The organism is Myxococcota bacterium, from assembly GCA_035498015.1.
Classification (GTDB): domain Bacteria; phylum Myxococcota_A; class UBA9160; order SZUA-336; family SZUA-336; genus VGRW01.
In genome coordinates this window covers 1-24334 of sequence record DATKAO010000032.1, presented here as the reverse complement: position 1 = coordinate 24334, position 24334 = coordinate 1, and the positions used below count along the sequence as shown (strand labels likewise).

Annotated in this window: 25 protein-coding genes; 14 read left to right on the top strand and 11 right to left on the bottom strand. The window is 68.6% G+C overall.

Features of this window, described 5'->3' with window-relative positions:
- Positions 1 to 10: 10 nt before the first annotated feature.
- Both VMR86_02610 and VMR86_02605 read right to left on the bottom strand, forming a co-directional pair.
- A complete protein-coding gene (locus tag VMR86_02610) occupies positions 11 to 340 on the bottom strand; it encodes a DUF4180 domain-containing protein (GenBank protein HTO05922.1) in 330 nt (109 codons plus the stop codon).
- A 2-nt stretch (positions 341 to 342) separates the two neighbouring features.
- Complete coding sequence (locus VMR86_02605) at positions 343 to 1947, bottom strand: MDR family MFS transporter (GenBank protein ID HTO05921.1); 1605 nt, start codon at positions 1945 to 1947, stop codon at positions 343 to 345.
- Between the two features lie 40 nt (positions 1948 to 1987).
- Here VMR86_02605 and VMR86_02600 point away from each other — a divergent pair, with 40 nt between their 5' ends.
- The gene (locus tag VMR86_02600) at positions 1988 to 2617 is read left to right on the top strand and encodes a TetR/AcrR family transcriptional regulator (GenBank protein ID HTO05920.1); all 630 of its coding nucleotides are present in this window, start codon (positions 1988 to 1990) and stop codon (positions 2615 to 2617) included.
- A 47-nt stretch (positions 2618 to 2664) separates the two neighbouring features.
- Positions 2665 to 3726, top strand: a complete 1062-nt coding sequence (locus tag VMR86_02595) for an HlyD family secretion protein (GenBank protein ID HTO05919.1) — start codon at positions 2665 to 2667, stop codon at positions 3724 to 3726.
- 13 nt (positions 3727 to 3739) lie between these two features.
- On the opposite strand, the gene VMR86_02590 is transcribed toward VMR86_02595, so the two are convergent.
- Together VMR86_02590 and VMR86_02585 are read right to left on the bottom strand one after the other, a co-directional pair.
- Positions 3740 to 5149 carry a M48 family metalloprotease gene (locus VMR86_02590; protein ID HTO05918.1) on the bottom strand — a complete coding sequence of 470 codons (1410 nt, stop codon included), beginning with the start codon at positions 5147 to 5149 and terminating at the stop codon, positions 3740 to 3742.
- Between the two features lie 38 nt (positions 5150 to 5187).
- A complete protein-coding gene (locus VMR86_02585) occupies positions 5188 to 5607 on the bottom strand; it encodes a hypothetical protein (protein HTO05917.1) in 420 nt (139 codons plus the stop codon).
- Positions 5608 to 5742: 135 nt separating this feature from the next.
- On the opposite strand from VMR86_02585, the gene VMR86_02580 reads away from it, so the two are divergent.
- Positions 5743 to 6906, top strand: a complete 1164-nt coding sequence (locus VMR86_02580) for a hypothetical protein (GenBank protein ID HTO05916.1) — start codon at positions 5743 to 5745, stop codon at positions 6904 to 6906.
- Here VMR86_02580 and VMR86_02575 read toward each other — a convergent pair.
- Together VMR86_02575 and VMR86_02570 are read right to left on the bottom strand one after the other, a co-directional pair.
- Positions 6888 to 8453 (bottom strand): DHA2 family efflux MFS transporter permease subunit, encoded by a 1566-nt coding sequence (locus tag VMR86_02575; GenBank protein HTO05915.1) that lies wholly within the window; start codon positions 8451 to 8453, stop codon positions 6888 to 6890. The genes VMR86_02580 and VMR86_02575 overlap by 19 nt on opposite strands.
- On the bottom strand, positions 8450 to 9817 hold the full coding sequence (locus tag VMR86_02570; GenBank protein HTO05914.1) for an HlyD family secretion protein: 1368 nt from the start codon (positions 9815 to 9817) through the stop codon (positions 8450 to 8452). Before VMR86_02570 ends, VMR86_02575 begins: the two co-directional genes overlap by 4 nt.
- Before the next feature lie 154 nt (positions 9818 to 9971).
- Between VMR86_02570 and VMR86_02565 the strand changes: the two genes are divergently transcribed.
- From VMR86_02565 to VMR86_02555, 3 genes are all read left to right on the top strand, one after another.
- The gene (locus tag VMR86_02565) at positions 9972 to 11351 is read left to right on the top strand and encodes an FAD-binding oxidoreductase (protein HTO05913.1); all 1380 of its coding nucleotides are present in this window, start codon (positions 9972 to 9974) and stop codon (positions 11349 to 11351) included.
- Between the two features lie 17 nt (positions 11352 to 11368).
- On the top strand, positions 11369 to 11812 hold the full coding sequence (locus VMR86_02560; GenBank protein ID HTO05912.1) for a DUF2721 domain-containing protein: 444 nt from the start codon (positions 11369 to 11371) through the stop codon (positions 11810 to 11812).
- A gap of 96 nt (positions 11813 to 11908) precedes the next feature.
- Positions 11909 to 13204 carry an acyl-CoA dehydrogenase family protein gene (locus VMR86_02555; protein HTO05911.1) on the top strand — a complete coding sequence of 432 codons (1296 nt, stop codon included), beginning with the start codon at positions 11909 to 11911 and terminating at the stop codon, positions 13202 to 13204.
- Positions 13205 to 13206: 2 nt separating this feature from the next.
- Here the strand turns inward: VMR86_02555 and VMR86_02550 are convergent, their stop codons facing one another.
- Genes VMR86_02550 through VMR86_02540 form a run of 3 tightly spaced genes read right to left on the bottom strand, consistent with a single transcriptional unit; the run spans position 13207 to position 16080 of the window.
- The gene (locus tag VMR86_02550; protein HTO05910.1) at positions 13207 to 13968 is read right to left on the bottom strand and encodes a hypothetical protein; all 762 of its coding nucleotides are present in this window, start codon (positions 13966 to 13968) and stop codon (positions 13207 to 13209) included.
- A 40-nt stretch (positions 13969 to 14008) separates the two neighbouring features.
- Complete coding sequence (locus tag VMR86_02545; GenBank protein HTO05909.1) at positions 14009 to 14752, bottom strand: phytanoyl-CoA dioxygenase family protein; 744 nt, start codon at positions 14750 to 14752, stop codon at positions 14009 to 14011.
- Positions 14749 to 16080, bottom strand: a complete 1332-nt coding sequence (locus tag VMR86_02540) for a DUF1329 domain-containing protein (protein HTO05908.1) — start codon at positions 16078 to 16080, stop codon at positions 14749 to 14751. Before VMR86_02540 ends, VMR86_02545 begins: the two co-directional genes overlap by 4 nt.
- A gap of 80 nt (positions 16081 to 16160) precedes the next feature.
- On the opposite strand from VMR86_02540, the gene VMR86_02535 reads away from it, so the two are divergent.
- Positions 16161 to 17150, top strand: a complete 990-nt coding sequence (locus tag VMR86_02535) for a catalase family peroxidase (GenBank protein ID HTO05907.1) — start codon at positions 16161 to 16163, stop codon at positions 17148 to 17150.
- A 25-nt stretch (positions 17151 to 17175) separates the two neighbouring features.
- On the opposite strand, the gene VMR86_02530 is transcribed toward VMR86_02535, so the two are convergent.
- Entirely contained in the window at positions 17176 to 17313 is a 138-nt protein-coding gene (locus VMR86_02530; protein HTO05906.1) for a hypothetical protein, read from the bottom strand.
- Positions 17314 to 17522: 209 nt separating this feature from the next.
- On the opposite strand from VMR86_02530, the gene VMR86_02525 reads away from it, so the two are divergent.
- Genes VMR86_02525 through VMR86_02500 form a run of 6 tightly spaced genes read left to right on the top strand, consistent with a single transcriptional unit; the run spans position 17523 to position 22387 of the window.
- Entirely contained in the window at positions 17523 to 18146 is a 624-nt protein-coding gene (locus VMR86_02525; GenBank protein ID HTO05905.1) for a hypothetical protein, read from the top strand.
- Positions 18143 to 18370 carry a hypothetical protein gene (locus VMR86_02520; GenBank protein HTO05904.1) on the top strand — a complete coding sequence of 76 codons (228 nt, stop codon included), beginning with the start codon at positions 18143 to 18145 and terminating at the stop codon, positions 18368 to 18370. The genes VMR86_02525 and VMR86_02520 overlap by 4 nt, the downstream gene beginning before the upstream one ends.
- A 22-nt stretch (positions 18371 to 18392) precedes the next feature.
- Positions 18393 to 19460: a pYEATS domain-containing protein gene (locus VMR86_02515; protein ID HTO05903.1), complete on the top strand. Its 1068-nt coding sequence runs from the start codon at positions 18393 to 18395 to the stop codon at positions 19458 to 19460.
- Positions 19453 to 20394 (top strand): hypothetical protein, encoded by a 942-nt coding sequence (locus VMR86_02510; GenBank protein HTO05902.1) that lies wholly within the window; start codon positions 19453 to 19455, stop codon positions 20392 to 20394. The genes VMR86_02515 and VMR86_02510 overlap by 8 nt, the downstream gene beginning before the upstream one ends.
- Positions 20391 to 21014, top strand: coding sequence for a hypothetical protein (locus tag VMR86_02505; GenBank protein ID HTO05901.1), 624 nt, complete (start codon positions 20391 to 20393; stop codon positions 21012 to 21014). The genes VMR86_02510 and VMR86_02505 overlap by 4 nt, the downstream gene beginning before the upstream one ends.
- A 5-nt stretch (positions 21015 to 21019) precedes the next feature.
- Positions 21020 to 22387: an alkaline phosphatase family protein gene (locus VMR86_02500; GenBank protein ID HTO05900.1), complete on the top strand. Its 1368-nt coding sequence runs from the start codon at positions 21020 to 21022 to the stop codon at positions 22385 to 22387.
- On the opposite strand, the gene VMR86_02495 is transcribed toward VMR86_02500, so the two are convergent.
- Entirely contained in the window at positions 22384 to 23844 is a 1461-nt protein-coding gene (locus tag VMR86_02495; protein HTO05899.1) for an alpha-L-fucosidase, read from the bottom strand. The two genes, VMR86_02500 and VMR86_02495, sit on opposite strands and share 4 nt — an antisense overlap.
- Positions 23845 to 23912: 68 nt before the next feature.
- Between VMR86_02495 and VMR86_02490 the strand changes: the two genes are divergently transcribed.
- The coding region (locus VMR86_02490) for a 2,4'-dihydroxyacetophenone dioxygenase family protein (protein ID HTO05898.1) at positions 23913 to 24334 on the top strand (422 nt) is incomplete at its 3' end.

The window sequence follows — 24334 nt, the reverse complement described above, 5'->3', positions numbered from 1 at the left end:
CAACGAGGACTCAGCCTGCCGAGAGCCACGCCTCCGCCTCGCCCCGTTCCGCGAACACCCGGAACGCCGGATGGCGCCGGAGCTCGAGCACGAACTCCGCGAAGCGCGCTCCCCGGTCCACGTCGGGCGCGACCACGGCCGCGACACGGAGCTGGTAGTTCACGAGCTTCTGCACGAACTCACCCGCGAAGCGCGTGCGCAGGTCGAAGAACTCCGCCGGCAGCAAACGCTCGCCGATCAGGAAGGCCTGCGTGTCCCACTCGTAGCCCGCCTCGACCAGGCGCAGCGCGTCCTCGACCCGCACGATCGGCTCCGACCACTCGACGAAGTGACCGGTCACGCTCAGTGCCCCGCCGCTCCCGCCCCGTTCCCGGGCCGGCGCAGCAGCAGGAACGTGGGCAGGAACGCTGCGGCCAGGAAGGCGAGCAGGCGGTAGATGTCGTTGTAGGCCATGAGCGCCGCCTGCTGCTGGATCATGTGGTAGACCATGCCGAAGCCCTCGAGCTGGTGAGTCACCATGCCGCCGAGCAAGTCCCAGTGCGGCGCGCCCGGCAGCAGCCGGCCGGGGTGCGACATCTGCCAGGCGTCCCAGCCGGTGAAGTGCTGGCCGAGATAGGCTTGGTGGACCTGCGAGCGACTCACCAAGAGGTTGCTCACCACCGAGATGCCGATCGCGGAGCCCGTGTTGCGCATCATGTTGTAGAGACTCGCCGCGTAGCCCATGCGCTCACGCTCCACGCAGGCCAGCGTGCTCGCCGACAGCGTGGGGAAGATGAGGCCGCCCGCGAGGCCCGAGAAGAAGATCGGCACCATGACCTCGCGCGAGCTCACGCCCAACGTCCACTCACTCATCGCCCAGAGCGAGGCGGCGAACAGCCCGAAGCCCACGCCCACGAGCCAGCGCGTGTCGAAACGCAGGCGCGCGAGCTGGCCGATGAACAGCATGCCGAGGAACGTGCCCACGCCGCGCGGCACGAGCGCCAGCCCCGCGCGCCAGGCGGAATAGCCCAGCAGGTCCTGAAAGAACAGCGGGTTCAGCAGGTTCGCGCCGTAGACCACCAGCACCATCACGCTGATGATCGCGACCGACACGTTGAAGGTGGGAATGCGCAGGATCGTGAGGTCGAGGATCGGATCCGAGAAGCGCAGCTCGTGCACCACCAGCACCACGAGCGCGACCACCGCGATGGCCGTGAACGCGCATACCCAGGGCGCCGCGAACCATTCGGCGCGCTGGCCGCGGTCGAGCACGATCTGCAGCAGACCGAGCCCGAGCACGAGACACACGATGCCCAGCACGTCGACGCGGCGCGGGGAGCTGCGCGTCTTGCGCAGATACTCGGGGTCTTCGACGAACATCATCACCATCACCGCCGCGAGCGCGCCGGTCGGGAGGTTGATGTAGAAGTTCCAGCGCCAGCTCCAGTTGTCGGTGATCCAGCCGCCGAGCGTCGGGCCGAGCATGGGCGCCACCATCAGCCCCACGCCCCACATGGCCATGGCCACCCCCTGCTCCTCGGGCGGGAAGGTCTCCATCAGGATCGCCTGAGACGAGGGAATCATCGCCGCGCCCGCCACGCCCTGCAGCACGCGGAACGCCACGATCTGGCCGAGTGACTGCGCGGCGCCGCACAGAGCCGACGCGATCACGAACACCACGACCGAAGTCACGAAGTAGCGCTTGCGGCCGAAGCGCGCCGAGATCCAGCCGGTGAGCGGGATCATCACGCCGTTGGCCACGATGTAGCTCGTGAGCACCCAGGTGATCTCGTCGGTGCTCGCCGAGAAGCTGCCCTGCAGGTGAGGCAGGGCCACGTTCACGATCGAGGTGTCGAGGATCTCGAGCGTGGCGCCGAGCATGACCGCGATCGTCACCAGCCACTTGCGGCTGGCGGCCGGGTCGCGGCCCTCGACCGCCCCCGTGGCGGCTGCCGGTCCTGCCTGCATGAGGCTTGAAAATAACTGACGCGTCAGTTATCAACAAGGCATGCCCAGAGTCGCCGCAAGCAAACGCGAGGAGTACGCCGAGGCCCGCCGCGAGCAGATCCTCGAGGCCGCCCTCAAGGTGTTCTCGAGCGGCGGCTTCGCCGAGACCAAGATGGACGCGGTGGCCGACACGGTCGGCGTCTCGAAAGCCTGTCTCTACACGTACTTCCCCACCAAAGATGCGCTCCTCCAGGAGCTGGTCCAGCGCTTCAGCTTGCTGCCCGAGCTGTCGGAGCTGATCGACGGGGTGCGCGCGCTGCCTGCCGAGCGCGGCATCCCTACCCTGGTGGGGGCGATCTGGCCGCGCATCCGCGAGCGGCGCGAGCTGGCGCGGGTCTTGGTGCGCGAGGTCCAGAGCGTGCCCGAGCGCGCCCGGCTCTACGCCCAGCGTGTGCGGATGCCGGCCTACCAGGCGCTCGCCGACTACCTCGAGTCGCGCATGGCGCGCGGTGAGCTTTCGACCGCCGACCCGTGGGCCAGCGCGCAGTGCCTGTTCGGAATGCTCTGGTCGTTCCTGCTCTCGCAGGAGCTCATGGGCGAGCGCGAGCTGCACCCCATGTCGGACGATGACGTGGTGTCGGTGATCTCGAACTTGTTTCTGCGCGGCGCGCTCGCGCGAGGGCGGTCATGACCCTGGAGCGATTCACTCCGAAGTCGCTGCGCGGCCTTTCGCGCCGAATGAGGATCGTGGTCCTGGTGGCGCTCGTCGCCCTGCCCCTCGCCCTCTCGTTCGGCGTCCGCTGGCTGGCGTTCGCGCGCGCGCATGCGTCCACCGACGACGCCTACGTGGACGGCGGCACCGCCACGGTGACTCCGCGCATCGAGGGCACGGTGATCTCGGTCGGGGTCGGCAGCAACTGGTCGGTCGAGCCGGGCCAGCCCCTGGTGCAGCTCGACCCGCGCGACTTCCAAGTGAAGCTCGACGAGGCGCAGGCGCGGCTCGAGCGCGCGCGCCAGACCGTCGACCAGCTCCACGCCGAGTACGGGGCTGCCGTGTCTGCCCTCGCGCTCTCGGACGAAAAGCTCCACCAGGCCGAGCTCGACTTCGCGCGCGCCGAGAAGCTCACGAAGGCGGGCGTGAACTCGCGCGAGAGCTACGACCACGCGAGCACCGCGCTGCGCGTCGCGCGCGCGGACCGCGACCTGTCCGAGCACCGCGTGCAGCAGGCCTCCGCAGCGCTCGGCGCCGCGCCCGACGCCGCCGATCCCTACGACACGCCGCTCGTGCACGAGGCCGAGGCCGCGGTCGCGGCCGCCAAGCTCGACCTGTCGTACACCGAGATCCGCGCGCCGCTCGCCGGCACCGTGATCAACAAGCACGTCGAGGTGGGCGACCGCGTGCAGTCCGGGCAGCCGCTCATGAACCTGGTGCCGCCGCCGTCGGAGCTGTACGTGACTGCCAACTTCAAGGAGACCCAGCTCGAAGACCTGCGCGTGGGCCAGGCCGCCGAGGTCCGAGCCGACATCTACCCCGGCACGGTCTTCCACGCCCACGTCGACTCACTCGCCATGGGCACCGGCGCCGCCTTCGCGCTGCTGCCGCCCGAGAACGCCACGGGCAACTGGGTGAAGGTGGTGCAGCGCGTGCCGGTGAAGCTCGTGCTCGACACACCGCGCCCCGCCGACAAGCCGCTGCGCATGGGACTCTCGGTCGAGGCCGTGGTCGACGTGCGCGACACCCACGGTCCGCTGCTCGCCTCGCAGGGCCAGGAAGAGCTCCGGCAGCAGACCCGGGAGTGACTCCCGCCGCGGCTCAGCGGCCGCGCGGCGCGTAGGCCTGCGGCAAGGCCAGCTTCACCGGCCAGCCCGCCTGGAAGGCGTCGGTCGCGGCGACGCCGTTCGCCACCGCCACGCGGTCGGCGTCCCAGGTCGAGCTCGTGCGCTTGGCGATCGCGGCCGGTGTCTCGCCTGCGCGCGCCGGCCGCACTCGCAGCCGTGACTCGCGGATCGACTGGCGCTCCTTCGCGGACAGCGCGCGGAAGCTGCCTGCCGTGCTGCGGAACACGCGGCCGTACTGCTTGGCGGTCGAGTCCGCACTCTGGCCCACCACGCCATAGACGGTCTTCTGGAGCTCGATCAGCGTGATCACGTTGACCTGGCCCCGCCCCGAGAGCGTGGTGCGCGCCGCGGGCAGGCCATTCACCCGGATGCGCTCGAAGCTCAAGTCGCTCTGCTTCTCGGTCAGCTCCTTCAACACCTGATCGAGGCTCGAGTCCTGCGCGGCCAGGTGGAGCACGACCGCCGCGTCTTTCGACGGGCTGATCGCGCCCACGGACTCGTTCGTGTTCTGCGTGGTCCAGCCGGCCGGGAAGTCGAGCGCGAAGCCGAGGTCGGGGTGCAGGAAGCGCTCGTTCTGGAACACGCCCTGGGCCGGGTCCTCACCGACCACGAGCCCGTCGAGCCGAGTCACGAACGCGCTCCGGCCCGCCGCGATCGGACTCGACGCGGCGCGAGTCAGCGTGGGCGCGCGCTCCTCGAGCCGCGCCACGCGATCCGGAGTGAGCGGGTGACTGTCGAGGAAGTGGAAGGTCCGCTTCTCGCCCGGTTGCAGCGCGAAGTCGCGGTCGAGCGTGTGCAGGAAGCGCGCGAGCGCGGCGGGGTCGTAGCCCGCCTTGGCCGCGAGTGCCTGACCGATCTCGTCGGCATCGTGCTCCTGCTCGCGGCTGTACGGCGCGATCACGAGCCCGTTCGTGATCATCTCCCCCGTGCCCGCCACGGCGCTGCCGAGCATGGGGCTCACGATGCCGACCGCGAAGCCCGCGAGACCGGTCGCGATCGTCACGGGCGCGGTCGCGACCGCCGCCCCGATGCGCTTCACCGAGTGGCGCGCGGTCACGTGCGCCATCTCGTGCCCGATCACGCCCGCGAGCTCGTCCTCCGAGTTCGTCAGCACGAGCAGCCCGCGCGTCACGTACACGTGCCCGCCCGGCAGCGCGAACGCGTTGGGCTCGCGCGTGTCGACCACCTCGAACGTCCAGGGGCCCTCGGGCCGCTCCGACACGGCCACGAGCTTCGCGCCGAGCGCGCGCACGTAGGCCACGAGCGCGGGATCGCGCACGAAGCCCATCTGCTCCTCGACCTTCTTGGCCTCCTCGTCGCCGAGCTGCTGTTCGCCGGACTGCGTGATGCAGCCCGCCAGCGCCAGGGCCAACGCCGCGCTCACGATGGCGCGCCGGATGCTCACTCGATTGCCCGCGCACATCAAGGCAACACGACCGTCCTGCACTCGATGCCCGAGAACTCCACGGCGTTGAGACCGACGTCGGGAAAGAAGTCCCCGTCCGAATCGTACTTGCCCGTGCCCTTGAACTCCGAAGGGTCGCCGACCCAGACGGCCGTCAAATCATTCGCGTTGCCGAGCATCGAGTGGACGAAGACCCCGATCTCGAGCATGCCGTCGGATTTCCTGCGGTAGATCGATCCGCTGAACGGCGCAGACGGCCCGCTCCCGCTCAGATAGACCCCGGCGACCGAGTGCGCTTTGCCCTTGGGCGGCACGCTGACGCCCGAGAACACGAAGCGGTTGGGGTTCTTGAGATCGTCCGTCACGCACACGTCGCGGCCGAACGCGGGCGCAGCCCAGAGGGCCATCAGCGCCAGGGCTGTGGCGATTCGAGACATGACTCCCTCCCTCGATTCGAGCCTGAGCATGATATATTGCCGGTGCCAGTACGAGGTGCGCTGATGATGAGCACGGAAAGAACTCGCAGCTAGAGACTGCCCCGTTCCCTTTCCTCTCACTCGAAGGCGGCTCCCATGGCATTCCTGCGCAACCGCGCGGTCAATTGGCTCAACTTCCACGCGGGCATCCGCTCCCTGGCCGAAGGCATGGGCGGACTGTTCGTGCTGATCTATCTGCTGCGTGCGGGCTTCTCGATCCCCGCGAGTCTGTGCGCGATGGCGCTCATCGTCGCCGGCCGGTTCGCGATCCGGCCGGCGGTCCTGCCCTTCGCGCGCGGACTCGGGCTGCGGCCCGCGATCATCGCGGGCAACCTGGTGATGGCGATCGAGTATCCACTGCTGGCGCGGGTGCACGGCGTCGACGAGTCACTGCTGGTCTACTGTCTGGTGGCCGCGCTCGGCGGCACCTTCTACTGGACCTCGCAGCACGCCTACTACGCGGCGGTGGGGGACAGCGAGCACCGCGGCCACCAGATCAGCGCGGGCATGGCGCTGGGCACGGTGGTGGGCATCGTCGCGCCGCTGGCCGGCGCCTGGCTGCTCACCGCGTTCGGCCCCACGGTGGCGTTCGGCACGGTGGGAGCGGTGCAGGCGCTGGCGGCCCTGCCCTTGTTCGCGCTGCCGCAAGTCACCATCCCCGAGCGCGCGCCCGGCGCACTCCGGGAGTCACTGCCCGGCTTGTGGCTGTTCATGAGCGACGGCTGGTTCGCGGTCTCCTTCCAGATGCTGTGGCAGATCGCGCTCTTCCTGTCGCTCGGCTCCAACCTCGCCGCCTACGGCGGCGCGATGGCGCTGGCCGCGCTCGTGGGGGCGGTGAGCGGCTTGTTCCTCGGCCGGCACATCGACGCGGGTCACTGGCGTCACGGCGTGTCGATCGCGTTCACGGTGGTCTCGGCGACTCTGCTCACGCGCGCGGTGAGCCTCACCACGCCGTGGCTCGCCGTGTCGGCCAACGCGCTGGGCGCGGTGGCTCTGTGCCTGCTCGTGCCGGTGCAGATGGTGCCGGTCTACAACCTGGCCAAGCTCTCGCCGTGCACGCTGCGCTTCCACATCGCCGCCGAAGGCGGCTGGGACGTGGGCTGCTGCGCGGGCTGTCTCACCGCGGCGGGGCTGGTCGGGCTGGGCGCGCCGCTCGGCGCGGTCATGCTGCTCGGGTTCGTGGGCGTGACGGCGATGGTGCTCCTGCTGGGCCGCTACTACGCGCGGCTGTCCGCGGAGGGTCACTCGGCCGCGACGTGAGCCCCTTTGTCGGCGACCGAGCGGCGCATCAAGAGCAGGAGCGGCACCAGCACGACCGAGACGACCGCCAGGATCACGAACACGTCGAAGAACGCGAGTGACAGCGCCTGCCGCTGGCGCAGGCGGGCCAGCGCCTCGAGCGCGAGCTGGCTCGAGAGCGGCGCGTCGCCGGTCTGCTGCATGAAGAACTCCTGCGCGCGCCGTAGCCAGTCGGCGAGCGCCGGGTTCAGCGCGTCGAGACCATCGCCCAGCCGCAGCGTGTGGAACTGCTCGCGGCGCTGCTGGATGATCTGCGCGAGCGACGTCCCGACGCTGCCGCCCTCGTTGCGCAAGAGCGCAAGCAGCCCCACCGCCGCGCCCCGCGTCTCCTTGGGCAGATAGAGGAAGGCCGCCACGTTCAACGGCGGGAAGCACATGGACAGACCGGCAACCACGACCAGCCGCCGCCACACCACGTGCCACGGGCCGACGTCGAGCGTGAGCTGTCCCAGCCAGAAGTTGCCCACGGCCAGCAGGATCACGCCCGCGCTCATCAGGTAGCGCGCGTCGACTCCGCGCTGCAGGAGCGTGCCCGAGACCACCAGCATGACGACGGCCGCGAGCCCGGCCGGCGACAGCACCAGCCCCGAGGTGGTGGCGTCGTAGCCGAAGAGTGACTGCAGCAGCGCCGGGAGCGTCACCGTGTTGGCGTAGAGCACGCCGAACAGCACGAAGATGATCATGCAGCAGGAGCGGAAGTTCCGGTCGGCGAGCGTCCGCAGGTTCACCAGCGGGTTCGCGACGCGCAGCTCGCGCCAGACCAGCCCGCCCAGCCCGAGCACGAACAACGCCAGCAGCGTCTGGATCCGGAGGAAGGGATCTCCCAGCCAGTCCCACTCCTGCCCCTTGCTGAGCAGGATCTCCCAGGAAATCATCGTCACGGCCAGCAGCACGAGCCCCGGCGTGTCGAACGGCCGGCGCTGGCTGCGGCTGCGCTCGCGCTCCGCCACGAGATACTCGGGGTCCCGGACCAGCCTGCGGCAGGTCAGGAACGCGAACAGACCCACCGGCACGTTCAGGTAGAAGATCCACTCCCAGCCGTAGTTGTCGGTGATGTATCCGCCCAGCGTCGGTCCGAACACCGGCGCCAGCAGCGCGGCCACGCCGAACACGGTCTGCGCGGCGCCCTGCTTCTCGACCGGGAAGGCGTCGAGCAGGATCGCCTGACTCGAGGGCTGGAGCCCGCCGCCGGCCAGGCCCTGCAATACGCGCGCGCCGATCAGGAAGCCCAGGCTCGGGGCCATGCCGCACAGCGCCGACGCGATCGTGAACACCGCGATCGACGTCAGGAAGTAGTTGCGCCGGCCCAGGCGCGCGGCCAGCCAGCCCGAGATGGGCAGCACGATCGCGTTGGCGGCGAGGTAGCTCGTGATCACCCACTCACTGTCCGTGGCCGGCGACGAGAGCCCTCCGGAGATGTAGCGCAGCGCCACGTTGGCGATGGTCGTGTCCAGCACCTCCATGAAGGTGGGCACGACGACGGCCGCCGCGACGAGCCAGGGGTTCACTGTCCGGTCTTTGCAGCCTCGGGGGCGGCGAGATAGGGCTGCAGCACCTGCCCCGCGTGGGGTCCGGTCGGTGTCTCGTGCACGTGCACGCGCGGCGTGACCGAGAGACCCACGAAGAGCGGCGTCTGATTGGGGTCGTAGTCGACCAGGTCGATGCGCACCGGCAGCCGCTGCACCACCTTCACGAAGTTGCCCGTGGCGTTCTCGGGCGGGAGCAGCGCCAGCGTCGCGCCCGTGCCGTTGGCGAAGCCGCTGATGCGGCCCTGGAAGCGCTTCGCGCTGCCGTACATGTCGACGTCGAGGTCCACCGGCTGGCCGATGCGCAGCGAGGCGAGCTGGGTCTCCTTGAAGTTGGCATCGACCCAGATCTCGGAGAGCGAGCGCAGCGCCATGAGTGACTGACCTTCGACGATGTTGTTGCCCGGGTTCACGCTGCGGCGCGTGACCACGCCGTCGATCTCCGCCACCACGTCGCAGTAGCGCAGGCGCAGCTGCGCCTCGTCGAGGTTGCGCTGCGCCTCCCCCACCTTGGCCTCGGCCTGCTTCACGGCGGGGGCGCTGCGGACCAGCGCTTCGAGAATGCGGTCGACGTTGCCGTCGGGGTCGCGGCGGTAGAACTCGGCGAGCATCTCCTCGGGAGTGACGTTGAAGGGCTGCACCACGCCCAGCCGCGACGCGACCTGCATCAGCTTGCCCTGCGCCTCCTTCACCTTCGAGTAGGTCTGCTGCAAGTCACGCGGAACCGAAGCCAGGTCCTCACCCGGCGGCGGCTGCGGCGAGAGGCCCAGGCCCACGCGCACCTGGTACACCTCCTGCTGCGCGCGCTCGACCTCGGCCTGCGCCACGCGGCGCGCCTCGTTCGCGTTGTCGAACTGCTGGCGGCTGGCGGCGTCGGCCTTCACCAGAGCCTCCGCGCGCTTGTAGTCGACCTCCACGCGCGCCAGGGTGGCCTTCTTCGACTCGAGCGTGGCGATCTTGGCGTGGAGCAGCGCGACCTGGTCGTTCACGTTCTCGCCGGCACGCTGCAGCGTGTAACGCAGGCTGCGCGCGTCAGCGGCCAGGCCTCGTGTCTGCGCCAGCATGGCGTCGAAGTTGGCCTGCGCCGAGGTCACGGCCGCTTGCGCGATCGAGACCCGCACCTCGTACGGCTCCTTGTCGAGCGCCACCAAGAGGTCGCCCTTGTGCACGCGGTTGTTGTCGTCGACCAGCACCCGGGCCACCTGACCCGGCACGCGCGCCGCCACGTAGGTCACGTGGCCACTCACGTAGGCGTCGTCGGTCGAGACCGTGGTGAAGGCGCGGTAGAGGCGCGGCACGAGCAGGAAGAGCGCCACCAGGGCAGCGAGCGCCGAGCCGGCGAGCACGCCCGGACGACGGGAGAGCGCTCTCGCGGGCGGGGGCGCCGGGTGGGGGTCGGTTTTGGGGGCCGTTTCCTCGCTCGCGGGCATGGTCGATCACCTCTCCGAAGTCCGGTTTTACCCCTCCGGCGAGGTTCATTGCCACAGCTAGAATCGCAGCATGCGCACGCCCGACTACCGCGAAGTCTCGCTCTGGTTCGACACACTGCCCGAAGGCGCGGTCCAGCCGCGCGCGCCGCTCGAGGGCGACGCGGACTTCGACGTGGCGATCGTGGGCGCGGGCTACTCGGGGCTGTGGACCGCGTACTACCTGAAGCGCCTGCGCCCCGAGCTGCGCATCGGGATCGTCGAGTCCGAGGTCGCCGGATACGGCGCCTCGGGTCGCAACGGCGGCTGGTGCGTCGGTCTCCTGGCCGGGGTCGAGGGCCTGATGCACCGGCCGGAGCGTCGCGCCGACGGGCTCGCGCTGCAGCGCGAGATGTACGCCACGGTCGACGAGGTCGGCCGCGTGGCGGCGGCGGAAGGCATCGACTGCCACTTTCGCAAGGGCGGCTCGGCGCGAGTCGCAGTGACCCGGGCCGAAGAGCGCGACCTGCGCAAGCTCAGCGACTCACTCGCGGACTGGTTCGGGAGCGAGAACTTCCGCTGGCTCGAGCCGGACGAGGCCGCGACTCACGTGCGGCTCGCCGGGGGCCGCGGCGGCATGTACACGCCGCACTGCGCGGCGCTCCACCCCGCCCGGCTGGCGCGCGGTCTCGCCGAGTGTGTCGAGCGCCTGGGCGTGCGCATCTTCGAGGGGTCTCCGGTGCTCCGGCTCGAGCCCGGCTTCGCGCAGACCGCGCGCGGCACCGTGCGCGCGCCGCTCGTGGTGCGCGCCACCGAGGGCTACACCCCCGAGCTGCCCGGTCACCACCGCGCGCTCCTGCCGATGCATTCGTGGATGCTCGCGACCGAGCCGCTGCCCGACTCGGTGTGGAAGGAGATCGGGCTGCCGAACGCCGAAACCTTCGGCGACGGCCGGCGCGTGACGACCTACGGCCAGCGCACGGCCGACGGCCGGCTCGCGTTCGGCGGCTGCGGGACCTACCGCTACGGCTCGCGCATCCTGCGCGACTTCCCGGTGACTCACGAGAACTTCGCCGAGCTCGAGCGCATCGTGCGCGCGCTCCTGCCTCCGCTCGGCGACGCGCGCATCACGCATCGTTGGGCGGGAACGCTGGGCGTCCCGCGCAACCTGCAGACGCGCGTGGGGCTCGACCGCGCGCGCGGGCTGGGCTGGATCGGCGGCTACTTCGGCGAGGGCGTCGCAGCCTCGAACCTGGCCGGCCACACGCTCGCCGAGCTGATCGCGGGTGCAGACACCGAACGCACGAAGCTCGCGCTGGTCGGCGCGCCCTCGCGCGCGTGGGAGCCGGAGCCGCTGCGCTGGCTCGCGGTGCGCGGCGCGCTGGGCGCGGCAGCGGCCGCCGACCGCGCCTCCTCGGCCGGGCACGCCGCCCGCTTCGCGGACCGCTGGCTCGCCAAGCTCGCAGTCCGCTAGCGACTCAGTCACCAGCCATGCCCTACCCCGACGCGATCAACGACCTGCCCCGGGCGATCCAGCTCGCGCTCGCGCCCGTGTTCCTGCTGACCGGCATCGCCGGCATGCTGAACGTGATGACCGGCCGGCTCTCGCGGATCGTCGACCGCGGCCGCGCACTCACCGAGGGCCGCCCGGGCGTGGCGCCGACGGCCGACGTCGAGCGCGAGCTGGTCGACTTGGAGCGGCGCAGACGCTGCGTGGGCATCGCCATCACCGCGTGCACGGTGGCCGCCCTGTTGCTGTGCACGGTGATCGCGTCGCTGTTTCTCGAGTACATGATCGGGGCGCCGCTCCACTGGCTCGTGGGCGGGCTGTTCACCGGCTCGACCCTGGCGCTCGTCGTCGGCCTGGCGTTCTTCCTGCGCGAGGTGCACCTGGCGACGCGTCGCACCCGGCTCTGGACCGCGCCGAAGAACTAGTCGCGCGGCTCTAGTATCCTTGTGCCTGCGATCCAGCAGACGAAGGAGACCCCCGTGGCCGGACTCGAGAACCCCGACGAGCTGTTCGACCTGCGCATGTCCGAGGGCGCGAAGCCGCTGCTCGCGCGCGTCAAGGAATTCGTGAAGAAGGAGGTCGAGCCGATCACCTACGAGTTCTTCCGGCTGGGCGCGAACCGCGCCGAGCGCTGGTCGTGGGCGCCGGGTCAGCTGGAGCTGCTCGACTCAGTCAAGGCCAAGGCCAAGAAGCAGGGCCTGTGGAACTTCTTCCTGCCCGACGCCGACACCGGCGAGGGCCTGAAGAACCTGGACTACGCGTACATCGCCTCCGAGCTGGGCAAGAACCCCCTGGCGTCGGAGTGTCTCAACTGCTCGGCGCCCGACACGGGCAACATGGAGGTGCTCGAGCGCGTGGGCACGCCCGAGCAGAAGAAGCGCTGGCTCGAGCCGCTGCTGCAGGGCGAGATTCGCTCCGCGTACGCCATGACCGAGCCCGACCTGGCCTCTTCCGACGCGAAGAACATCTCGTGTCAGGCCGTGCTCGAGGGCAATCAGTGGGTGATCAACGGCGAGAAGTACTACATCTCGGGCGTCGGTGACCCGCGCTGCAAGATCATGATCGTGATGGTGCAGACCAGCCCCGACGCGCCGCCGCATCTGCGCCAGTCACAGATCCTGGTCCCGACCGACGCGCCGGGCTTCGAGATCCTGGGCCCCATGCACGTGTTCGGCAAAGACGACGCGCCGCACGGTCACATGCACATCCGCTTCACCGACTGCCGCGTACCGAAAGAGAACATGCTGCTCGGCGAAGGCCGCGGCTTCGAGATCTCGCAGGTGCGCCTGGGCCCGGGCCGCATCCACCACTGCATGCGCTCGATCGGCGCCGCCGAGCGCGCGATCGAGCTCATGGCCAAACGCGGACTCACTCGGCAGGCGTTCGGCAAGCGCCTGTCCGACCTGGGCAAGAACACCGAGGTGATCGCGCGCGCCCGCGTCGAGATCGAGGCCATGCGCATGATGGTGCTGAAGGCCGCGAAGGCCATGGACGTGCTCGGCAACCAGGCGGCGCGCGTGTGGGTGAGCGCGATCAAGGCCATGGTGCCCGAGCGCGTGTGCAAGATCATCGACGAGGCGATCCAGATCCACGGCGCGACCGGTGTCTCGCAGTGGACGCCGCTCGCCGACATGTACGCGAGTCAGCGCACGCTGCGCCTGGCGGACGGCCCCGACGAGGTGCACTGGTTCGTCGTCGGCCGCGCCGAGCTGGCGCGCTGGGTCGAGCAAGGCGCGAGTCAGTACGACCCGAAGACCGCCTACATGTCGCTGCCGAAGGATGGCAACCCCTCGGGCAAGGTGTTCAGCGGACCGTAGGCCTACTGCGCGAGGTGCGCGATCGCGTAGCGCAGGGGCTCCGGTGAGATCCGGATCAGGCCCGTGAGGGGCTGTTCGAGCTCGAGGATCAGGAACACTGCGGCCGCGACCGAGAGCGCGCACAGGAACAGGATGGTCAGCACCGTCCCGTTGGGCGGCGCGAACATGCCGAAGCTCACGAACGTGATCGACAGCCAGAAGACCACGATCACGAGCAAGGCGTGCGGCACCGAACCGTGCGTGTCACCGAAGGCGAGCCAGCGCGACGCCAACAGTGACTCGGCGGTCTCCTCGGCGCGGCCCTGGAGCCAGCGCTGGTCATCGGTCTTGGGAGTCAGGCCGTGCAGGGCCGCGACCAGCTGCTCGAGCTCGGCCCCGCCCTGGACCGGGTCGAAATCGGCGACCGCATCGCCACTCGGGGGCCAGACCCGCTCGACCCGTGCCGCGAGTGCGTCGTGCAGGGCCTTGCGCACGGGAGCCGTCTCCGGCCCGTAGCGCGCCAGGATCCGATCGAGCGACAGAACCTCGGCCGAGATCCGCCGCACGTCCTGATCCGACGCGTCGAAGGTGGACTTGGCCGATGCGGTCACGAGGCCGAGGATCAGCGCGGTCATGGTCGCGATCAGCGCGATGCCCACGTTCACGGTGCTCTTCGACGCCTCGTTCAGGTGATGGGCCGGCAAGGCCGCGCCCAGCAGCATGCCCGCGAGCGCACCCCCGAAGGTGCACGCCCAGACCCCCCCAGCCGCCGCAAGCGGACTCACGGCGACGCAGTCTACCTCCAGCGCCATGCGCGTGCGTGGCTCACATACCGGAGAGATCGAACGGCCGCTCCGACCACGGCTCGTCGACCACGCGCCCGTCGCGCGCGACCCAGAGCCGGTCGTCGAAGAGCGGGCCGCCCTCGCCTTTGCGCGCATGCGCGGGAATGAACTGGATCACCCACGAGCGGCGCGGGCCGCTGCTCGGGTTCGCGCCCGCGCGGTGCATGGTGAGTGACGAGAACACACCGACCTCGCCCGCGCCCAGCACCAGGGGCTCGCCCCGCTCGTCGCCGTCGTAGCCGATCTGGAAGAAGCCGCCCGTGTCGCGATGCGGCCGGGGTCCGGCGTGGTGACTGCCGGGCTGGATCCAGAGACAGCCGTTCTCGAGCGTCATCGCGTCGAGCGCGAGCGTCGTGGTGACATACTCGGCGGGCACGACCTCGCCGTAGCCGTTGTCCTGGTGCCAGGGTGTCTCCGAGCCGGTGCCCGGCGGCTTCGACACCGCCTGGTCCCAGTACAGCCGCACGTCGGGGCCGAGCAGGTCGACTAGCGGCTCGACCAGTGCGCGCGAGCTCGCGTAGCGGCGCAGCACGGGATCGCGCAGCTGGAGCAGCGGGCCGTACTCGAACTTCGACTTGCCGAGCTCCCCGATGCGCATGGGGCTCGCGAGCGCCGCGTCGTAGGCGGCGCCGATCTCCGCCAGCTCGCTGTCGCTCCACACGCGGCCGAGCTTGAAGTAGCCCTGCTCGCGGAATGCCGCCTTCTGCGCGTGGCTGAGCTTCAACGCCCTTCCGTCTTGAGCCGCGTGGTGTCGAAGTACTTCAGCGACTCCGCCGCGCCGAAGGTCTGCGCGTTCGCGCTGTAGAACAGGAACAGGTTCGAGAGCTGGTCGCGAACGTTCACGACCATCGAGGCCGCCATGTGATTCACGCGCTTGCCCCGGTCGCCCGCGATGCCGGTGTGCTCGCTCCAGCGGCCGACGTACCAGGTGAGTCGGAACGGCTTGCCCTCGCGGTCCCACGAGAGACCCATCAGCGGCGAGAAGGTCTCCTTGTCGTACCAGAGGATGCGCCGGCTGTAGGGGTGCGAGGGGCTCTTGGGCACCTGCTCGAGCTTCACGGCCACGCGCTTCTGCCAGGTCTCGCCCACGAACGGCAGCGCCCGGTAGGGGCCCCACTTGCAGGCCAGGAACTGCGCGTCGTTGCCGAGCTGGGCGATCTCGTTGGCGTTCCAGCCCGAGACGTTCAGCGGGAAGCACTTGCGCTGCGAGTCCATGGCCGCCAGCACCGTCTGGTCGCCCTGGTACTTCCAGTCGTGCTCCCAGATGTGACCCGAGAACAGATACAGGTCCTCGAACGTGAAGTCCGTGCCGAAGAGTGAGTCGGCGCGCTCGGTGGCCGAGATCCGCCGCACTCGGCGCAGCTGCGGAATGTAGGCCCAGGCGTCGTCGTCGCGCTCGAGCGCGTTCTTGTAGCGGTACACGAGGAAGCGCTGCCCGCGAATGTCGAAGGGCGCCGCGGTCTCGTTGTACTCGGCGTACTCGAGGTCGGTATTGGGCACGAGGTCGGTGGTCTGCGGCAGGAGATCGGCGCGGTGACTGAAGTAGGTCCGGCGGTACTGGCCCTGCGCGATCTTCCAGGTGTTGTCGCCCTTCCCGCGCCAGTAGCTCTGCCCGGTGTGCGGCATGTGAGTCCCGCCCGCCTGCCAGCGGTAGTTGAAATCCCAGGCCAGCTTGAGCGCGACCTGCGGGTCGTCGGCGCTGAGGTCGCACTTGTGCTCGGTCGCCGCCTTGGCCCACTCCGAGAACGGGAAGGGCTGGCCGGCGGTGTAGTTCAAGAGCTCCCCGCGCGGCCCGATCTTCGCCTGGCAGGCGTAGCGGACGGTCGCGTCGACGTACTTCACGTCGGGCGTGAAGGACTCCGTGGCCACGATCTTCATCTCGAGCTCGGGGAAGTTCTGGATCGTGTACTGGACCAGCTCGTCGGGAATCAGCCCGTGCACCGCGCTCGCGTTCGCGGCGGTGATCACGTCCCCCGCCTTCACCTCGGCGTGGCTCACCCGCGCGATCGCGAGCAGCGCCAGTCCGAGCAGCAAGAGCGACGTGATCCGCATGAATCTCCCCCCTCGTTTCATTGTAGCGGGGTCACGAGCGCCGCGCGGCCTGCTAAGCTCGGCCGATCATGTCTACACCTATGAGAATTCTGCGAGCGACGACGCTGGCCGCTGCGATCCTGACGACCGCTGTCACGGGCCGCGCAGATGACTCGCTCGCGGTGCAGATCGTCGACGCCATGAACAAGGTCTACGGTGTGCACCCCGGCTTCCGGGCCAACCACGCGAAGGGCATCGTGGCAGAGGGAAGCTTCGAGCCTGCGCCCGAAGCCTCGAAGCTCAGTGTCTCGCCGCTGTTCTCGAGCGGGAAGGTCCCGGTCACCGTCCGTTTCTCCGACGCGGGTGGCGTCCCGACCGTACCGGACCTCTCCCCCGGGGCCAACCCGCACGGACTGGCCGTCAAGTTCCATCTCGCGGGCGGAGACACCGACATGGTCACGAACTCGCTCAAGACCTTTCCGGTGGCGACCGGCGAAGAGTTCCGCGATCTGCACCTGGCGATTGCCGCGAGCCCGCCCGACGCGCCCAAGCCCACCCCGCTCGACACCTTCATCGCGAGTCACCCGAGCGTGCCCAAGGCGCTGGGCAGCGTGGGCATTCCCGGAAGCTTCGCCGACGAGGAGTACCACGGCGTGAACGCCTTCGTGTTCAGCAACGCGGCGGGTCAGAAGCAGGCGGTGCGCTACGTGATCTCCCCCGAGAAGCTGGTGCACCTGAGTGCCGAGGATGCGGCGAAGCTACCCCCGGACTATCTCGCCGACGAGCTGCAGAAACGGCTCGCGAAAGGGCCGGTGACTTTTCAGCTGAAGGCGCAGCTCGCAGCGCCCTCCGATCCGACCCGGGATGCGACACAGGCCTGGCCCGACGACCGCCCGATCGCGCCGCTCGGCGTGCTCACCCTCACCAAGGCGGACCCCGACAGCGCCGAAGCGCAGAAGAAGCTGCTCTTCCTGCCCACCCTGCTCACGGACGGGATCGCGCCTTCGGACGACCCGCTGATCCTCTTGCGCACCCAGGCCTACATCATCTCGTTCGCGCGGCGCAGCGCTCCGCCTGCCCCGCATCCTTAGAAGGATGCGGCGTGGTCTGCGAAAGCTAGCGCGCCGCCGGCTGCTCGGTCTGAACGGTCACGCCGGGCGTCGAGGGTGACAGGTCGTCGGCGCGCACCGTGAGCGCCAGCCAGGCGAGCGCTGCGGAGAGCAACACCGATGCGGCGAGCAGATCTCGTCTCATCCTCTTCCCTCCATGCCCGCGCGGCTCGACGCCGCCACGAGCGAGAACAGAAGAGTCAGTCCCAGACACGCCCTGGCCAGACACGCCCTGGCCAGACACGCCCCTGACCCGCAAGCGCTCTTGCACCCGGAGCGTCGAGAGAGGCAGTATCCTGCGTCGCGATGTTCCAGCTACGCTCGCCACTCCTACTCCTACTCCTCGCAACCTCCTTGCTGTCGAGCGCTTGCGCCTTCTCGAACATCGACCTCACGCTGCCCACGCGTGGGCTCGAGCATCCCGTGACCGGTGGCAACGGCCGGCAGGTCGTCGTAGTGAGTCCGTTCGCAGACGAGCGCGAGACCAAGTGGCGCTGCGGCATGCAGACCAACGGCTACGACATGGATACCGCAGACGCGGTCTGCCAGGGCGATCCCAACGTGTGGCTCGCGCAGATCCTGGCCAACGAGCTCCGCACGACCGGCTTCACCGTGCTCACGCCCGACGCGCCGCACAAGCCTGGCGCGCTGCGAGTCGAGGGCTCCCTCGCCAAGCTCTTCGTCGAGCCCATCCACGGCTTCTGGACGGGAAGTCTCGAGGCCGACCTGTTCGTGCGCCTGCGCGTGTCGAGCGACACCGGCCTCGAGGCCGACCGCGGCTTCTTCGTGAAAGGCTGGCGAGGTGGTCAGATCGCCTCCGTGACCGGCCCCTACAACATCGCCCTGGACCGCGCGACCCAGCAGACACTCGAGGAGATGGTTCGAGCGATCGTCGAGCTGATGGACAAGTATCCGCAGCTCGGCGACGCGGGCGGCTCGAGCTTCGATCTCACGAATTCGGAGGCCGCGGCGCGATGAAGTCGCTCGTCGTGGCTTGGGTCTGGGTCCTGGCTTCGCTCGGGCTCTCCGCCTGCGCGCACCACCAAGCGGTCCCGCGTGACTTCGGCCGGATCGACAGCGACAAAGGGATCTCGACCAACACCGATCTCGAGTGGACGATCCGGCACGAGCCGAGCAAGGACGCGGCTTCGGAACCTGGCGACAACTTGGGATCTCGAGCGAATCACTTGTTGACGCCCTGAGGTCAGTGATTGAATCGCCGGCGTGGCAGCAGACACGACGGATGCATCCGAAGAGACCTCACTCCAGCTGGCCTGGATCCTCCTTGCAACCTGGGGAGCCAGTACCTTCCTCGTCGTGCTCTTCGCCCTGCAGCTCGGGTGGCGCCCAGCGTTCGCCGGCGCGCTGTGGAGCCTGGCACTCACTGCCGTAGGTGCCGTTCCCGGCTTCCTCTTCGGACTGCCGCGTGTCCACGAGAATGGCGCGGACATCTCTGCGGATGCCGGGAGCTCGGACGCCAAGGCGCCGATCTATCGCCCCCTGGTGAACGACAGCCTGGCGCAGATCTCCGACTGGCTCACGAAGGCGCTGGTCGGGATCTCGCTCGTCGAGCTGGGCACGATCAAGAGCCTCGGCTTGGAGTTGGCCGAGTCGGTCCGCGGCTCGCTCGGCGAGTGCGCTGGGGCGGCCTGTACCGGAGAGGGCGCGAAGGCCGCGGCGGTGGCTCTGGTCATCTTCTATCCGGTCTTTGGATTTCTCGGCATCTACCTGGCCACGCGGCTGTATCTCGGACCGGCGCTCGCATACGCCGAGTCGGGCGTACTGGGGCGGCTGCAGAAGATGTTCGAGAAGAAGCTCGCCGACGTATCGCAGACCGCGGCCGTGGTAGCCGCGGCGGCGCGCAATCCAGTGACTGCGCCCGCACGCGAAGGCTACAAGAACGCCCAGGAGATGTGGGAGTCCGATCCCCATGCCGGCTACGCCAACGGACAGAGCGCGGCCAATGGCTACACGTTGTCCGCAGCCATCCAGCCAGCGCCACAGATCGACAACAGAGCGAATTGGATCGATCTACGAGTCACTAGCTCGACTACCGTCCCGTCTCGCACGGGCTCGGTGCGTTTCTTGCTTCACCCTACATTCGCTCGCAACGTCGAGACCGTCCAACTCGTAGACGGCGCTGCACGGCTTCAAATCGTGGCCTGGGGCTACTTCACGGTGGGAGCCCAGGTTCTCGCCCCGGACGGGAGGGAGCTTGCGCGCCTCGAGCTGAACCTGCACGAGATTCCGGGTGGCGTCGCGGCCTTCTACGAGGACTCGGGAGTTGCTTAGCTTTGCCGCAACGGTCGCCTTCCTCGCGCTCTCCGCAAACGCGCTCGCCGATGAAGCGACCGTCCCCGCGGACCCGAACGACTGCGATCGCGAAGTGCGCAGCATTTCGGACTCGGCCGAGGCTGACTCGGACGACTCCGGAACACTGATCCGGTTCGCGCTCGACAACTCACGGGAGGTGTCTCGACTCGAGAGTCTGCGCGCGACACCCCTGGCCTACCCGCCCCAGATCGCCGATCCCGCCCGCTCGCGACTGGATCTCGGGTTCAAAGTGCTGAAGGAAACGCCGCCGAACTGCGGCACTCAAGACGGCTTGGAGGCCTTCTCACAGCGCATCGACAGCATCAAGGCCGACGTCCAGCTCATGTCGAGACTTCAGTTCGAGCAGCCCAAGGAAGCCGCCGGCAAGCTCGACGATCTGCTCGAGCGCTTCAAGGATCGCGCCCGCCTGTGCAGAGACTTCGCCGCTCCTGCGACGGGTCCGCGCGACGAGCTCATCAATGCCGTCTACGACTACTGGGGTTACTCCGACCAGCTCGCTATCGATCAGTTCAAGGAGCACGAGGCCCAGCAGAAGTGCGCGGTGAGACTGATCGATGCCAGAGCAAAACGCGCGCACGCCAATGAAGCGACGCTCTCGGAGCTCGTCTCGCGCGGGCGCTTCATCACGAGCTTCCCCTGGATGATGGCGCTGTTCTTCGGCGGAGTCTCGACCCTCGTCCTGCTGATCCGGCGCTTCGAAACCGAGATTCAGGCAGAGTGGGTCCGTTCGGGCCAGGTGGTGCAGTTCGCGTCGGCTACGCTGCTGATCATCGTGGTCTTCGCGCTTGCGCTGTCGGGCCGAATCGAATCGCAGTCGATCGGCACTCTCCTGGGCGCGCTCTCCGGGTACATTCTGTCTCAGGGAGTGGGAGGCAAGAAGGACACGAAGTGAGGACTCATCGCTTCTGGGTCTGCTGGCTGGCAATCGGCCTCAGTGTCGGCTGCGCCTCCATCAGCGAATTCCGGGTCGATCCTCTGGAGGTCTGCGCAGGCGAGGCGGTTTCCATCCACTGGGACGTGTTCGGCCGGGCGACGCTCAAGAGCTCTCCGGAGCTGCCGGGGACCGGCCCTCAGCCATCCGAGGGAACGCGCTCCTTTCAGGTTCCCCACTCGACCCGCTTCACGTTGAAGGTTTGGAACGTGTTGCGCGACACATCGGCAGACGCCGACGTGAACGTCGAGCCTTTGCAGCCCCTGAGCTACGGCGCCATCGCAAGCTGTGACGCGAACACACGTGTCATTGCTGCCCGCCTCGACCTCGACCAGCAGGTTGGCTCGGGGCTGCGTGTCGGCTCCGTTGCAAATCCTCTGGACCGGGCGCTCGAGATCGAGAAGGATGCGCGCCGCGTTTCACTCGCGCCTGGGGCCAAGAGTGATGCACTGAACGGCCTCGCAGCGCGAGGCGCCTGGCAGCTGGACTCGCGCCTCGCGCAGGGCGAGTCTTGTGACTCGGCGCTTCGCTCATTGAGGCAGCGGCTCGAGTTCACGTTCTACAGACTCTGCACGAGATAGGTCAGATGGCGACGATCAACGACATCGACACCATCGTGATCGTGATGATGGAGAACCGTTCCTTCGACAACGTGCTCGGTCACCTGCATCACCCCGCCTATGGCAATCGCCCAGAGATCCAAGGTCTCGCAGACCCCGCTTCGACCAATCACTACGACAACTTCTATCTGGAAAGGGCGTACAAGCCGTTTGCGGCTCCCGACGGGCCTCTGCCTCATGACTTCCCACACGAGCGCGCGAGCATCGCGACTCAGATCGCCGTCCAGAACGGTCAGGCCACCATGTCTGGCTTCGTCGAGGCCTACGTCGAGGCAACCCACAGCGTGGTCCAAGATCCACCTCCCCTTGGCTTTCTCACGCCGAAGGACGTTCGCATGTCCGGGTTCCTTGCCTCGGAGTATCTGGTCTGCAACTACTGGTATTCGCCGCTCCCCGCAGGGACTCAGCCCAATCGCGCCGTGGCCTTCAGCGGCAACTCGCTCATCGAGGACAACGTCATCGGGATCATTCCCCACGACGAGCTCGTGCTCGACTGGCTCGAACGACACCACGTCTCCTGGCGCGTCTACCACAGCGGTCTGTCGTTCTTCCTGCTCTTCGGCACTGATCACGCGCTCGGCAAGAACTTTCGCAGTGTGCGCGATCTCCCGGCGGATCTTCAGAAGAAGACCGTCCCTCAGGTCATCTTCGTTGAGCCCGAATACGTGGACTCACCGGTGCACATGGGATTCACGCCCAACGACAACCACCCGCCGCTCGCGATCGGCCCCGGAGAGGCCTTCTTGCACATGATCTACTCGGCGCTTGCCAACGTTCCCAAACGCTGGCTACGAACTCTGCTCGTCGTGACTTACGACGAGCACGGCGGCTTTTTCGACCACGTCGAGCCCCACCCGGTCCGGATGGATCCACCGAACGGCGCTCACTACAAGGACGCCTTCACGACGACCGGCGTGCGGGTTCCTACCTTCGTGGCCTCGCCATGGGTGCCTCGTGGGGGCGTGAGCGATCTTGTCTTCGACCACACTTCGATTCTGCAGCTCATCGGCGAGAAGTTCGCGGGTGGAGCCGACAAGTACTCGGACGAAGTCACTCGCCGCAAGCAACAGGGAATTGCGAGTCTCTCGTCGGTGCTCACTCTCTCCCAAGCGCGGGCAGACCTCCCGCCCGCGCCGGCTGACCCGATCTTGGCCACGACGCTCTTTAGCGGCAGTCCAAAGAAGGTACTCACGGAGCACCAGCAAGCCTTCGCCACAGCGGCCCGGCTCGCGCTGGCGAAGAATCGAAGAAGCGCCCTGAAGAGGTTCCCGGAGCTGGCGTTGCTGCCGCGAGTTCCGCCGCCAGTTTCGGTTCCCCAGGATGGAGGAGGCTAGAGCGCGCTCACCCCGCGCAGCGCGATGGCGTGGGCCGGCTCGTCGGGAAGCTCGGGGAGCAGGAAACGTGTCCCGCGGCCGGTGCGCTCGAGCGCGAGCGCAGGCCCGCCCGCGAGCTGCGCCGAGTCGGCGCGCAGGCCGAGGAGCTCGATCGTCGACTGTGCCCGGGGCGCGCCGAGCAGCCAGGCATAGAGTGTCTCGCCGCGGGCGGTGAAGCGCACCTTCCAGCCTTCGGCCGTCTCCCCTTCCGCCCGCTGCCACGGGTGCGTGCCGTAGAGCGCCTCGCCGTAGCGCCGCGTGAAGCTGCCCAGCCAGCGCAGCCGCTCGAGCTGGGGATCCGGGATCTGCGCGTCCTCGCCGCGCGGCCCGACGTTCAGCAAGAGGTTTCCGTTCTTCGACGCGATGTCCACCAGTGAGTGGATCAGCGCCTCGCGCGAGAGGAAGTCACCGGGCAGCGACGCGCGGTTGAAGCCGAAGCTCTTGTCCATGCCGCGCACACACTCCCACTTCTCGGCGCGGATCTCGGCGAAGGTCGCGTACTCGGGCGTGCGCGTGTCGGAGTGAAGCGCGGGCGGCGGAGTCAGTGCGCCGCCGTGCTTCAGCACCGCCGCTTTGACCCGCCGGTTGAACAAGTTGCGCAGGAACGCCACGCGCAGCAGCCGGCCGAGCGGGTACACGGGCGTCCAGCGATCGTTCACCAGGCCGTCCGGGTTCCCGTTGTAGTAGTCGGCGAACAGCCGCAAGAGGGAGCCCCGGTCACCGGCCCACGAGATGTCGTTCCACAGCACGTCGGGGCGGTAGCGCTCCAAGAGCTCGCGAAAATGCGCGTCCGCGTAGCGCGGATAGGCGCCGCCGGGCGCGGCCGCGATCAAGTCACCAATGTTCGCAATCGGCCGCGCGTCGAAGGTCCAGTCGAGCCCGCCCGAGTAGTAGACACCGAAGCGAATGCCGCGCGCACGCACGGCGCGCGCCAGCTCGCCGACCACGTCGCGCCGCAGGTTGAACCCGGGCCGCTTCGGGTTCGGCACGCGCGTAGGCCAGAGGCAGAAGCCGTCGTGGTGCTTGGTCACGAGCACCACGTAGCGCGCTCCCGCCGCCGCAAACGCGTCGGCCCACGCCTCGGGATCCCAGTGTTTGTCGATCGCGGCGGCGAAGTCGGCCGCGAATTCGTGCATGGGCTTCGAGCCGAAGTGCTCGCGGTGGTACTTCGCGACGCTCGAGCCCGGGAAGCGCAGTGAGTTCTCGTACCACTCGGTGTACGGCACCTCGACCTGCATGTCGTCGTAGCGCTCGACGAGCAGCTCGTTGATCTCCTTCTCGCGCGGCGCAAAGCCGATCACCGAGGCCGGGGTCCAGTGGACGAAGATCCCGAGCTTGGCCTCGTCGTACCAAGGCGGCGCCGTATGCCGCTTCAGGCTCGCGAGGGTGGGCTCGTACGCAGGCTTGGGCGCGACCATCGGCCCAGCATAGACGGCCGACCCGTCCGCCGCGCTACGATGTCCGCCCCGAATCGAGGAGGCCCGTCATGGTGCGCCCGCAGTCCGAGGAGTACGTCTCGACCCGCTCGCTGCCCTGGTCCGTGCTGGTCCCCGGCATCCGCATGAAGGTGTGTCGTCTCTCTGCCGAGAGCGGGACCTGGACGGTGCTGTTCCAGGCCGACGCCGGCGCCTCGTTCCCCCGCCACCGCCATCTGGGCGCCGGCGAGTACTTCATGATCCGCGGCAAGATGGAAGTCCGCGGCGGCGTGCAGAACGGCGGCACCACCGCGCTGGCCGGTGACTACGGCTGGGAGCCCGTGAGTGTGATTCACGATCACACCTACTTCCCCGAGGAATCGGAGTTCCTGTTCACCAACCACGGCGCCGTGCAGTTCATCGACGAGCAGGGAAACACGACGAGCGTCCTGGACTGGGAAGTGATTCAGTCGGTGGCGCAGGCCGCGAGCGC